Consider the following 12944-nt stretch of genomic DNA (forward strand, 5'->3'; position numbering starts at 1 on the left):
TGACGAATAAATAGAATAAATATGTGATGTAAAATACTTTAGCATGTGGTTTTTAAAACTAGATATATAATACTTTGAATATCAAAGTATGTCAAGAGGGAAAATGAAAAAGGTGATTGCGGGGGGTGGGGAGGTGTGGTAGAGTGGGTGGTAGAAAGTAAATTTGAGACAGGAGGATATGGGACATGTTAAGGGATCTGGTGTTGAAGAACAGGAGTTATCGTGGTTTTGATGAGTCGGTGCGGATTTCGCGGGAGACGTTGGAAGGGTTTGTGGATTGTGCGCGGCTTTGTCCTTCGAGTGTGAATAAGCAGCCGTTGAAGTATTTTCTGGCGTGGGAGCCGGAAGAAGTGGAGAAGGTGCAGGGACTGACAAAGTGGGCGCGGGCGCTGCCGGAGATGGTTTTGCCGCATCCGGGAAAACGGCCGACGGGCTTTGTTGTGATCTGTCAGAATAAGGGGATTGATGAGAATCTGAACCGGTATCAGAAGGATGTCGGGATTGTGGCGCAGACGATGCTGCTTGCGGCTGTGGAGCAGGGGCTTGGCGGCTGCATGATCGGGAATTTTCAGGCGGACGAGGTGATGGAAGTGCTTGGACTGCCAGAGGAGATCCGGCCGCTTTTGATTGTGGCGTTTGGAAAACCGGCGGAGGAGATTCATCTGGTAGATGTGCCGGAGGATGGGAATACGAATTATTACCGGGATGAAAATGATGTGCACTATGTGCCGAAGAGAACGCTGGCGGATGAATTGCTGAACTGAAGATAGAAACTGAAGATAGAGCCGGAAAATTCCGGAAAAATGTCGGATGAACCGTCCTAAAAAGTTAGATCTAAAAAATCTGATTTCTTGGGGCGGTTCAAAGAATCCGGCATTTTTTTACTTTACAGGAAACTTCGTTGAATTTTCCTGTAAAGTAAAAAGCCCTCCGGGCAGGATCGCACTGCGGCGGAGGGGAAAGGAAAGCACAGGCTCTTATTAGTTTCGGTGTAGCCCGAAAAAGGGAAAATGTCCCATACTTTCTGGCAATCCGGGAGATGTCTGGTGGGCAGGAAATGGTGCAAATAAAGATGTTTTTTCCTGCAAAACAGAACCTTTTTTCTCGAAAGGGATCATGATAAAATGAGAAAAAATGGGGGAATTTTCAAAAATAAGGTGGAGGAGGATATTGAAATGAAAATTTATCACGCACAGGTGAATCATCTGGAAAATCCAATGGGGTTCCGAATGGAGAGAACGGTCTTTTCCTGGAAAGTGAAAGACGCGGAAGGAAAAAAACAGAGCTATGCGAGAATCCGTGTAGCATCGGATGCAGCGATGGAGCATCTGCTGTTTGATTCCGGAGAGGATGATAAGGCGAGCAGTCTTTTCTATCCGGTGAAGCTGGATCTGGAGCCGAGAACGCGGTATTACTGGAACGTGGAAGCGGGCAGTGATGCCGGGGAGACGGCGGTGAGTGAAGTACAGTTTTTTGAGACCGGAAAACGGAATGAAGCATGGACAGGAAAATGGATTTCCTGTGACAGTAAGGAGAACCGTCATCCATATTTTGAAAAAGAAATTGTTCCGGCAAAAGAGGTAGCGAAGGCCAGGCTGTATGTCTGCGGACTTGGACTGTATGAGGTGTATGTGGATGAGAAGCGTGTCGGGGATGAGTACCTGACGCCGTACAGCAATGATTACAATGAATGGGTACAGTATCAGACGTATGATGTGACAGAGGAGGTTTCAAAACAGGGAATGCTCCGTGTGCTGCTTGGAAACGGCTGGTACAAGGCGCGGTTTGGATTCAGTGCGTTTGAGGACAAGGGATTTTACGGCAATGAGTGGAAGCTGATTGCGGAGCTGCATCTGACGTATGCGGACGGTTCGGAAGAGGTGATTGGCACGGATGAATCGTGGCAGGTGCGGCGCAGTAAAATTGCATTCTCGAATCTTTACGACGGTGAGCACCGGGACGACACGCTGTCGGAACTGCCATTGGAGAAGGCGGTTTTTTGTGAGGCACCAAAAGGAGAACTGACGGAACGCATGAGCCTTCCGGTGACGATTCATGAGACGTTTGAACCTAAAGAACTGCTTCATACTCCGGCCGGCGAGCTGGTCTTCGATATGGGGCAGGAGTTTACGGGAATTTTCAAGCTGCATGTCAACGTGCCGGCAGGAACCAAAATTCATGTTCAGACAGGTGAGATTTTGCAACGCGGCAATTTCTACAATGACAATCTGCGGAGTGCAAAATCCGAATACATCTATATTTCCGATGGAACCGAAATGGATCTTGTGCCGCATTTTACGTTCTACGGCTACCGTTACGTGAAGATCGAAGGCATTCCGGATCTGAAAAAAGAGGATTTCACGGGTCTTTCTTATTACAGCAACATCACAGCGACAGGCTGGATGAAAACAGGAAGTGATTTGGTCAATCAGCTCATCAGCAATGTGCGCTGGGGCTTAAAGTGCAATTTTGTAGATGTTCCAACCGACTGCCCGCAGCGTGACGAGCGTATGGGATGGACGGGAGATGCGCAGGTATTCTCGCCGACGGCGATGTATCTCGAAGATACGTATGCATTCTATGCAAAATACCTGTACGACATGGCAAAAGAGCAGAGCGTGCTCGGCGGAAAGGTGCCGCACGTGGTGCCGTCGTGCGGCGTCGAGGATGCAGCGTGTGTCTGGGGCGATGCGGCGTGCATCATTCCGTGGAATCTGTATCTGTTTTACGGGGACAAGAGCATTCTGGAAGATCAGTTTGTGAGCATGAAATCGTGGGTGGAGTACATCACGAAAGTGGATGGGGACAACCATGGCTGGCGATCTGTTTTCCACTTCGGCGACTGGCTGGCACTGGACAATCCGGTACAGGGCGCGGAGCAGGTCATGGGTGCAACGGACGAGGAGTTTATTGCAAACCTGTATTATGCGATCAGCGCAGGAATCGTGGCAAAAGCGGCCGGTGTGCTGAGATACCACGAGGAGCAGGAGAAGTATCAGAAGCTGTCCGAGGAGCAGTTTGCTGTGGTACAGGAAGAATATTACAGCGCAACAGGCCGCTGCTGCATCAAAACACAGACGGCGCTGCTGCTGACGCTGAAATACCATCTGTCAAAGAACGAAGAGCTGACAAAACGGCAGCTTCTGAAGCTGTTTGAGCAGAGTAACCACAAACTGAAGACGGGATTTGTCGGAACACCATTGCTGAACAATGTGCTCACCGACAACGGCATGAATGATCTTGCCTACGAACTGTTGCTGAACGAGGAATTTCCGGGTTGGCTTTATGAGGTTAAGCTTGGTGCAACTACCGTCTGGGAACGCTGGAATTCTCTTCTTGCGGACGGTACGATTTCCGGCATCAGCATGAACAGTATGAACCATTATGCTTACGGCTCCATCCAGGAATGGATGTTCCGTCACGTTGCCGGCATCAACACGATGGAATCCCATCCGGGTGCCAGGACCGTACAGTTTGCACCGACGCTGAACTGGGATTTGAGGTATGCAGAGGCAAAATATGATTCTGCATCGGGAATGTACAGCATTCGCTGGGAGCTTTCCGACAAAGAGCACGTGACCATCACCATGGATGTTCCGTTCGACTGTACCGCAGAGGCCATACTTCCAATGGTTGCCAAAAGTGAAAAAGAAGCGGTTGCAGAAGTGCTCGGATCAGAAGAAAACGGCAGATACCTGCTGGAGCCGGGACACTATGAGGTAAGCTATCAGCTTTCCGGTTGGAAAGAAAAAACGGCAGTATGTGTGGAATAAAACCGCAGTTTTTTTCAAAAAATAAGAAGCGAGGTGAACGCTGCAATTTTGCAATGGGACAAAATGAGAAAATTGTTCCAATTATTATGAAAAGAATGTAAATAAAAACAAATAATTTGGAAAATATACAAATTCATTTGTCTTATGAAAACGTTTATGGTACAATCTGACTAAGCGGTTACAAAAATGGAAGACAGAACGCAGACCCGAAAGTCTGACAAAAAAGAGACGGCAGAAAGGGACAGGATATGAAGAAGTGGACGGGGATGATTACCAATCTCACAATGTTGACACAATTCGGACTGTCCCTTGTGACGCCTCTTTTTCTTTGTCTGGCACTTTGCTGGTGGCTTTGCGACCGCTTTTCGGTTGGAACATGGATTTATCTGATCGGCTTTTTCTTTGGGATCGGAGGCGGTGCCGTGACAGCCTGGAAATTCGGGCAGAGCGTTCTGCGGCATCAGAAACGCATCGAGACGGAGCCGGACGGAAAAAAGAAGAAAAAGCGGGTGTCTTTCAACCGACATATTTAGAACGTGTCTGAAAAAGTTTTCACAGTTGACGAAGATCAAGTGGCAGAGAAAAGATTTCAGACTGATTTTAAGGGGAAAATCCATTAGAAAGGAAACAAGGCGATATGAGCAATTTCGGAGACAAGGTCCAGCCGGCCGTAAAAAAGGAGACGAAAAATGTTGCCATCTATACTGTTGTCGGCGTGGTTGTGATGTGGGTCGGGTTTCTGATCCTGCACCTGATCTGGCCGGAAAAAATCCCATTTGACTATCGGGTGATCCTCGGGGGAATCGGAGGCGGTGCCGTTGCGGTGCTGAACTTTTTCCTGATGGGCATGGCAGTACAAAAAGCAGTGTCCGAGACAGACGAGGCGGGAGCAAAACGGCGGATGCAGGCAAGCTATTCGCAGAGAAACCTGATGCAGATGCTCTGGGCAATTCTGGCGATTGTGCTTCCATGCTTTCAGTTTGCCGCAGGAATCCTGCCGCTTTTAATTCCGGGAACGGCCATCAAGCTGAAGGGCATAAAAAACAGCATAAAGCGCTGAACCTGATCTTTGGCGAAAGCCGCAAAGACGGGACGGCGTTTTGAAACCGAAACAGCGAAGCAGCGATTCGGTTATGAGCAAGCAGCGAAGCGGATTGTGAAGATCCGCTTTGACAAAAGGTTCAAATTTTTTATTTTATCTCATACAGAGGAGGTGAGAAAAGAGAATGGAGGTTGATATCTCCGGTGCAAAAGTCTTTTTTACGATCCCTATCGATTTCCCGCTGTTCGGGAAAATTCAGATCAGCGAAACGCTGGTGGTAAGCTGGATTGTAATGGCACTCATTACCGGACTTTGCATCTGGCTCACAAGAGATTTGAAGATACGGAACATCTCCAAACGCCAGGCGGTGGCAGAAATGATTGTGGAAACCGCAAATAAATTCGTCATCGGCAACATGGGAGAAAAATTCCGGTATCTGATTCCTTTTGTGTCGGCGCTTTTCGCGACCAGCGTTGTCTCGAACCTGATCAGCCTGATCGGACTTCGAAGTCCGACAGCAGATCTTTCTACCGAGGCGGCCTGGGCTGTTGTGGTTTTCATCATGATCACCACACAGAAGATCAAAACCAACGGTTTTGGCGGATATCTGAAGGGCTTCACGACTCCGATTGCGGTTATGACACCGTTTAACGTTTTGTCGGAGCTCGCAACGCCGATCAGTATGGCGTGCCGTCACTTTGGAAACATTCTTTCCGGCGTTGTCATCAATGCCCTGATCTACGGATCGCTGGCACTGGCAAGCGGAAAGCTGCTGGGACTGCTTCCCGGCGTGCTCGGAAGAACCCTTTCACAGATCCCGATTCTGGACGTCGGTGTCCCGGCTGTTCTGTCGGTCTATTTTGACTGGTTCTCCGGCGTGATGCAGGCCTTTATTTTCTGTATGCTGACTGTCATGTACATTGCGAATGCAGCAGAAGAAGGCTAAAGAGATTAAAAAATGAGGTTTACAAAAAGAAAATACAGGAGGAAAACAAGATGGATTTTCAGATTTTAGCAAAAGGTATCGCTCTCGCAGGATGCGCAATCGGCGCAGGATGCTCCCTGATCGCAGGTATCGGACCTGGTATCGGTGAAGGTAACGCCGTAGCAAAGGCACTTGAGGCAATCGGACGTCAGCCGGAATGCAAAGGTGATGTAACAAGTACGATGCTTCTTGGCTGTGCGATCGCAGAGACCACAGGTATTTACGGTTTCGTAACCGGCCTGCTTCTGATCTTCGTAGCACCGGGAATGTTCATGAACTTCCTGAAATAGTTGCAAGGAGTAAATGATTGCTAGGAGGAAAGAAACTATGCAGGTTCAGGAACTGGTAGGAATTGTCCCCTGGACTTTTATCGCACAGATCTGCAACCTCTTCATCCAGATGTATCTGATCAAACGGTTCCTTTTCAAACCGATCAATGAGATGCTGGAAAAACGGCGTGCGGCAGCCGATGCGGAGATCACAGACGCAGAGGCGGCAAAAAAAGAAGCCAACGCCATCAAAGAGGAATATGAGCAGAATATGCAGGAGGCCAAGGCAAAGGCCAACGAGATTCTCGAAAGCGCCAGAAAGACAGCAACGCTGCAGAGCGAGAAAATCGTAAAAGAGGCTTCCGAACAGGCGGCTGCCCTGAAAAACAAGGCAGAAAAAGAGATTGCCCAGGAGAAAAAGAAAGCGGTCAATGAAGTCAAAGGCGAGATCGGCGGCATTGCCATGGATATTGCCGGAAAGGTCATTGAACGTGAGATTAATGAAAAAGACCATGAGAAGCTGATAGATGAATTTATATCGAATGTAGGTGAAGCATCATGACAGAAACTGCCAGAGTATACGGTGGGAGCCTGTATGAGCTGGCCCAGGAGGAGCATCTCGAAGAGGAAATCCTTTCCGAGATGAAGGAGATCCGAGCTCTGTTCCGGGAAAACCCGGAGTATCCGCGCCTTTTATCGGAGCCTTCGATTCCGCGAAAAGAGCGGATCGGGCTGATCGACGCGGCATTTGGCAGCCAGGCGGAACCGTATTTGGTCAATTTTATCAAACTGCTGTGTGAAAAAAATCTTCTCCGTGAATTCGGCGGATGCCAGGAAGCATTTCAGCGCAGATACTACGCAGCCCACAACATTGCCGAGGCAGTTGTGACGAGCGCAGCATCCCTGTCGAAGGAACAGGAAGAGCTTCTGAAGAAAAAACTGGAAACGATGAGTGGAAAAACGGTCGTGATAGAACTGAAAACCGATCCGTCCGTTCTGGCGGGTGTCCGCGTAGAACTCGACGGAAAGCTGTTTGACGGAACCGTAAAGGGACGTTTGGCCGAGCTTTCCAGAAGAATCAGCAATACAGTGGTGTAGGAGGAAAACATGCAACTGAAACCAGAAGAAATATCCAAGGTCATCCGCAGCCAGATCAAATATTATGAAAATGCGATCCGGCAGGATGAGACAGGCACCGTTCTGATGGTCGGAGACGGAATCGCAAGAGCCAGCGGTCTTTCGAACTGCATGGCAGGCGAGCTGCTGGAATTTGAGGATGGAAGCTATGGAATGGCACAGAACCTCGAGGAAAACAGCGTATCTGTCGTTTTATTCGGTTCCGGCGAGAACATCAGCGAGGGACAGCTTGTAAAAAGAACGGGAAAGGTCGTTTCGGTTCCGGTCGGAGAAGGCATGATCGGACGCGTTGTCAACGCGCTCGGCCAGCCAATCGACGGCGCAGGCCCGATTACGGCAGCAGAGTACCGTCCGATTGAAAGCCCGGCACCGGGCATCTGTGAGAGAAAAGGTGTTAATCAGCCGCTGCAGACCGGTATTAAAGCGATCGATTCCATGGTTCCGATCGGAAGAGGTCAGCGAGAGCTGATCATCGGAGACCGTCAGACCGGAAAGACAACGATTGCAACCGATACCATTCTGAACCAGAAAGGCAAGGATGTGATCTGTATCTACGTTGCCATCGGACAGAAACGTTCGACAGTAGCGTCCTTAGTAGAAAATCTTGAGAAGAACGGCGCAATGGCGTACACCATCGTCGTGGCAGCGACGGCATCCGAAGCGAGCCCGCTGCAGTATATCGTACCGTATTCCGGCTGTGCCATGGGCGAGTACTTTATGTATCAGGGAAAAGATGTGCTGATCATTTATGATGACTTAAGTAAGCACGCGGTTGCATACCGTGCACTCTCCCTGCTGATCCGCCGTCCGCCGGGACGTGAGGCTTATCCGGGAGATGTTTTCTATCTCCATTCCAGACTTCTGGAGCGTGCCGCAAAGCTGGACGATGAACACGGCGGCGGATCCATGACGGCCCTGCCGATCATTGAGACCCAGGCAGGCGATATTTCCGCCTATATTCCGACGAATGTCATCTCCATCACAGACGGACAGATTTTCCTTGAGACAGAGCTGTTCCACTCGGGCGTTATGCCGGCGGTAAACCCTGGCGTATCCGTATCCCGTGTCGGTGGAAATGCGCAGATTAAGGCGATGAAGAAGGTAGCCGGAACTCTGAAACTGATCTATTCCCAGTACCGCGAGCTGGCAAGTTTTGCACAGTTCGGATCCGATCTGGATGCCGATACAAAGGCGCGTCTGGAGCAGGGTGTGCGTATCGTGGAAGTATTAAAACAGAACCAGAATGCACCGGTTCCGGTAGAAAAACAGGTGGCCATTCTTTATGCGGTAACGAAAGGAATTCTGTCAAAGGTTGCAGCTGAGGATGTCCGCGCCTATGAGGACGGACTGTATACCTGGCTTGATACCGATGCAGAGGGTGCTGCCGTGATGCAGGAGATTTCCGCAACCGGAAAACTCGAGGCAGATACCGAAGAGAAGCTGAAAAGTGCGCTCGAATCGTACACCGAAAACTTTATCAATACAAGACCTGCAAAATAAGGAAAGAAGGAGGAGCCTATGGCTGCAAACATGAAAGCCGTAAAGCTGCGGATCAAAAGTGTCGAAAGCACGATGCAGATTACCAAGGCGATGGAACTTGTAGCGTCCTCCAAGCTGCGAAAAGCGAAGGAGCGGGCTGATACCTGCCGTCCGTATTTTCAGGAGCTGTACCGCACTTTGCAGGATATTGCAAAAGGAAACACGGAATTTTATTCCATTTATGCAAAAGAGGCAAAAAACGAGAAATGCTGCTACGTGCTGGTTGCCGGAGACCGCGGCCTTGCGGGCGGATACAACGCGAATCTGTTCCGATGCTTTGAGGCAGATGCCAAAGGAAAAGAGATCTGTGTGGTTCCGGTCGGCAAAAAGGCAGTGGAGTATGCAAAATCCCGGAAGCTGGACATTCTGACGGACAGCTTTGCCGAGATCGCAAATCTTTCTGTGGCAGACAGCTTTGAGATCGCGCGCGCACTGTGCCGTGAGTTCCGGAAAGGGACCTTCGGACATGTGGAGCTTTGTTACACAAAATTCGTGTCGATGCTGTCGCAGATGCCGGTTTCCGTGCCGATCCTGCCTCTGATTGACATTGCAAAAGAGGACGGAGAGGATCCGGAAGCGAAAAAAATCCGGAATCTGATCCTGTATGAGCCAAACGGTGTCGAGGTATTCGAAGCGATTGTGCCGGAATACTTAGGCGGCCTGATCTACGGCGGTATCTGTGAGAGTGTGGCAAGTGAGCTTGCGGCACGCCGTACCGCAATGGAGGCGGCAACGGGAAATGCAGAGGAGATGATTGAACAGCTCAATCTGTATTACAACCGTGCCCGTCAGGCAAGCATTACGCAGGAGATCACGGAGATTGTCGGCGGTGCGGAAGGCGTGTAAGAGTGGAAACAAGAAAAGTGAGGAGAAGTCGTTAAATGAGTGAAAAACACATTGGCGAGGTTGTGCAGGTAACGGGTCCTGTTCTGGACATCCGTTTTCCGGAAGGAGAGCTGCCGGCACTTCTGAATGCCATCGAGATAGACAACCACGGCGAGAAGCTGGTTGTGGAAGTGGCGCAGCAGACGGGCGACAACATGGTCCGCTGCATTGCCATGAAGTCCACAGACGGACTTGTCCGCGGAACAAAAGCAGTTGACACGGGCGGCCCGATCGCCGTTCCGGTCGGAGAGGAGTGCTTAGGCCGCGTGTTCAACCTGCTCGGTGAGACCGTAGACAATAAGCCGGCACCGGAAACAGCAGAAAAATGGCCGATCCACCGCGATCCGCCGTCCTATGAGGAACAGGTTCCGGCAACGGAGATCCTCGAAACCGGAATCAAGGTCGTTGACCTGATCTGCCCGTATGCCAAGGGCGGAAAAATCGGTCTGTTCGGCGGTGCCGGCGTTGGAAAAACAGTCCTTATCATGGAGCTGATCCACAACGTGGCAACGGCGCACGGCGGACTTTCCGTTTTCACCGGTGTCGGAGAGCGTACCCGTGAAGGAAATGACCTTTACAACGAGATGAAAGAGAGCGGTGTTATCGATAAAACAGCACTGGTCTATGGACAGATGAACGAGCCGCCGGGAGCGCGTATGCGTGTCGGACTTTCCGGCCTTACCATGGCAGAATACTTCCGTGATGTGAAAAATCAGGATGTGCTGCTGTTCATCGATAATATTTTCCGATTTACGCAGGCAGGTTCCGAGGTTTCGGCTCTGCTTGGCCGTATGCCGTCCGCAGTAGGATACCAGCCGACGCTGGCAACCGAGATGGGCGCACTGCAGGAGCGTATTACTTCCACAAGAAAGGGATCCATCACATCGGTACAGGCTGTTTACGTGCCGGCCGATGACCTGACCGACCCGGCTCCGGCAACAACGTTTACCCATCTGGATGCCACGACGGTACTTTCCCGTGAAATCTCCAGCCAGGGTATTTACCCGGCTGTTGATCCGCTCGATTCTACCAGCCGTATCCTGACACCGGAAATCGTAGGCCATGAGCACTATGAGGTAGCACGTGCCGTACAGCAGGTGCTGCAGAGATACAAAGAGCTGCAGGATATCATCGCCATCATGGGTATGGATGAACTGTCCGAGGAGGATAAGCTGACGGTCAGCCGTGCCCGTAAGGTACAGCGTTTCCTGTCCCAGAGCTTCTCGGTAGCGGAGCAGTTTACCGGTATGGAAGGAAAATATGTGCCGTTAAAAGAAACTCTGCGCGGATTCCGCATGATCCTTGACGGCGAGTGCGACGATCTTCCGGAGAGCTGCTTCCTGTTTGCAGGTACCATCGACGAGGTATTTGAAAAAGCAAAAGCACTGAATCAGTAAAGGAGGAATGACGTATGAGTACATTTCCTTTACGTGTCGGCACGCCGGACGGACTTCTCTATGAGGGTGACGTAGCGCGCGTTGTCTGCAGAACCATCAGCGGCGACCTGGCAATTCTGCCTGGGCACTGCAATTACTGCACTGCACTCGGTATGGGCGAGGCGCATATTGTGCTGGAGGACGGAACGAGAAGAAATGCCGCCTGCATCGGCGGAATGCTTTCCATGATGAACGGGGTCTGCCGTGTCCTGGCAACGACCTGGGAGTGGGAAGAGGATATTGATGCAGAGCGCGCCGAGGCTGCCAAACACAGGGCCGAGCAGGCGCTGGCAAACGGCGGTCTGACGGACAAAGAATACCGTATTGCCGAAGCCAAGCTGCAGCGTGCGCTGGTGCGGTTGAGTGTAAAAGAATAAAAAAACAAAAAAAGCCTTCGACGAATCTGGGAAAATCCGATCGTCGAAGACTTTTTTTATTTTAAGGGTGCTTTTTAAAGAGCAAAAATTCCGCAGATTAAGAATCCTGCTACGGCGAGAGCAGCACTGATCAGGACGTAAGGAAACTGCGACACGGCATGTGACATATTGTCAATCTCGCAGGTCGCGGAGGAAAGAACCGTTGCGTCGGAATAGAAGCATGCATGGCTTCCGAAAACACCGCCGGATACGACAGCGCCAAGCGCCAGGAGTACATTAGCATCAAGGGCGATGGCAAGCGGAACAACGATGGAAACGGCTACGGCCTCAATTCCCCAGAAAGAGCTGGTGACAAAGGTCAGAACTGCAATGACAACAAAAATAATAGCTGCCAGTGTTTTGGCATTCATATACGGAACACACAGGTTGATGACGTATTCCGAGAGTCCCATTTCGCCGCAGGCAGTCTTGATCATAAAGGATGCAAGAAGAATGGCGAGAACCGGAAGAATATCTGCAAAGCCGGCAAAGAACAGTTCCACGTACCGCGTAAAGGTCATTTTTTTCCGCGGAAGATAAAGAATCATACAGGAAGCAAGAGCAAGAATAATCGCCTGCATCATATCCTGTGTGGCTACTGTCACACCGATCAGAATTCCGATGGGGATCAGAAAATCCAGTATATTTCCGGGATTGGTATTTTCGAGCGGGTAATCAACGCTCATTCCGGCCATGGCAATGTCAACGGAAGGGGCATTGTGCATTTTGGGATGCTCCGGTGTCTGCTCTTTCTTTTCCAGATCGGTATAGGCAGCTTTCATTTTTCCGAGCTTTGGCATCAGTTTGCAGGCAAACAGAATCACAACCAGAAGGGCAGTCATCGGATAAAACATATAAGGAAGCACTTTTAAGTAAACACTCATACCGGTGGAAAAGCCCATATTGAGAATGTCCGGTTCCTGAATAAAAACACCGGAATAAAAAACTACCCAGGTGGAAAAGGGAATCAGTGCACAGACAGGTGCACCGGTTGAGTCAATGATATAGGCAAGGGCCTGGCGTGGGACTTTTCGTTTATCACAGACATCCTTCATACAGGTTCCAACGGTCATGATGTTAAGATAATCATCGACAAAAATAATGATTCCGAGAAATACCGACATCATCATGGTGATCCGTTCATTTTTACAGAAACGGCTTAACAGGTTGGAAAAACCAAGTGTTCCTTTTGCCTCGCGGAGCAGGAAGATGAAGCCTCCGAACAGTCCGCAGAGAAGAAGAATATACTGGTTATCTGCGTTGCTGATCTCCGAAAGCAGCAGATCACACCAGGGTTCGATAAAAGCCGCTTTATACATGATGAGATAGGCAACCAGGGTTCCGAAAATCAGAGCTTCGAAAGATTTTTTTGTTTTTAATGCAAAAATCAGCATCGCTGCAGGCGGCAGCAGACATAAAACTCCATATTGCATAGCGGTTCTCCTTTGTAGTTAGAATATGT

13 protein-coding genes are annotated in these 12944 nt (G+C 50.0%); 12 read left to right on the forward strand and 1 reads right to left on the reverse strand.

Annotation, left to right across the window (positions count from 1 at the left end; translation table 11 throughout):
• Positions 1 to 185 precede the first annotated feature (185 nt).
• The 12 genes from PGS38_RS05110 (at position 186) to atpC (ending at position 11443) form a co-directional block, all read left to right on the forward strand.
• On the forward strand, positions 186 to 764 hold the full coding sequence (locus tag PGS38_RS05110; protein WP_118640360.1) for a nitroreductase family protein: 579 nt from the start codon (positions 186 to 188) through the stop codon (positions 762 to 764).
• Positions 765 to 1175: 411 nt separating this feature from the next.
• Positions 1176 to 3773: an alpha-L-rhamnosidase gene (locus tag PGS38_RS05115; protein WP_118640378.1), complete on the forward strand. Its 2598-nt coding sequence runs from the start codon at positions 1176 to 1178 to the stop codon at positions 3771 to 3773.
• Between the two features lie 248 nt (positions 3774 to 4021).
• The gene (locus PGS38_RS05120; RefSeq protein WP_055220696.1) at positions 4022 to 4306 is read left to right on the forward strand and encodes an AtpZ/AtpI family protein; all 285 of its coding nucleotides are present in this window, start codon (positions 4022 to 4024) and stop codon (positions 4304 to 4306) included.
• A gap of 104 nt (positions 4307 to 4410) precedes the next feature.
• Positions 4411 to 4833, forward strand: a complete 423-nt coding sequence (locus PGS38_RS05125) for a hypothetical protein (RefSeq protein WP_055227959.1) — start codon at positions 4411 to 4413, stop codon at positions 4831 to 4833.
• A gap of 166 nt (positions 4834 to 4999) precedes the next feature.
• Positions 5000 to 5761: a F0F1 ATP synthase subunit A gene (locus PGS38_RS05130; RefSeq protein WP_022462450.1), complete on the forward strand. Its 762-nt coding sequence runs from the start codon at positions 5000 to 5002 to the stop codon at positions 5759 to 5761.
• Between the two features lie 50 nt (positions 5762 to 5811).
• Positions 5812 to 6090 (forward strand): ATP synthase F0 subunit C, encoded by a 279-nt coding sequence (gene atpE / locus PGS38_RS05135; protein WP_022462449.1) that lies wholly within the window; start codon positions 5812 to 5814, stop codon positions 6088 to 6090.
• Between the two features lie 37 nt (positions 6091 to 6127).
• A complete protein-coding gene (atpF, locus tag PGS38_RS05140; RefSeq protein ID WP_022462448.1) occupies positions 6128 to 6631 on the forward strand; it encodes a F0F1 ATP synthase subunit B in 504 nt (167 codons plus the stop codon).
• Positions 6628 to 7167, forward strand: coding sequence for an ATP synthase F1 subunit delta (gene atpH, locus PGS38_RS05145; RefSeq protein WP_270476001.1), 540 nt, complete (start codon positions 6628 to 6630; stop codon positions 7165 to 7167). The genes atpF and atpH overlap by 4 nt, the downstream gene beginning before the upstream one ends.
• 9 nt (positions 7168 to 7176) lie before the next feature.
• The gene (atpA, locus tag PGS38_RS05150; RefSeq protein WP_055220549.1) at positions 7177 to 8706 is read left to right on the forward strand and encodes a F0F1 ATP synthase subunit alpha; all 1530 of its coding nucleotides are present in this window, start codon (positions 7177 to 7179) and stop codon (positions 8704 to 8706) included.
• 18 nt (positions 8707 to 8724) lie between these two features.
• On the forward strand, positions 8725 to 9591 hold the full coding sequence (gene atpG / locus PGS38_RS05155) for an ATP synthase F1 subunit gamma (RefSeq protein ID WP_055220552.1): 867 nt from the start codon (positions 8725 to 8727) through the stop codon (positions 9589 to 9591).
• A 35-nt stretch (positions 9592 to 9626) separates the two neighbouring features.
• On the forward strand, positions 9627 to 11027 hold the full coding sequence (atpD, locus tag PGS38_RS05160) for a F0F1 ATP synthase subunit beta (protein WP_022462236.1): 1401 nt from the start codon (positions 9627 to 9629) through the stop codon (positions 11025 to 11027).
• Between the two features lie 14 nt (positions 11028 to 11041).
• A complete protein-coding gene (atpC, locus tag PGS38_RS05165; protein WP_022462237.1) occupies positions 11042 to 11443 on the forward strand; it encodes an ATP synthase F1 subunit epsilon in 402 nt (133 codons plus the stop codon).
• 74 nt (positions 11444 to 11517) lie between these two features.
• Here atpC and PGS38_RS05170 read toward each other — a convergent pair whose 3' ends face one another.
• Entirely contained in the window at positions 11518 to 12915 is a 1398-nt protein-coding gene (locus PGS38_RS05170) for a Na+/H+ antiporter NhaC family protein (RefSeq protein WP_119188495.1), read from the reverse strand.
• Positions 12916 to 12944: the final 29 nt, after the last annotated feature.

Source organism: Fusicatenibacter saccharivorans, assembly GCF_027667425.1.
Taxonomy (GTDB): Bacteria; Bacillota; Clostridia; order Lachnospirales; family Lachnospiraceae; genus Fusicatenibacter; species Fusicatenibacter saccharivorans.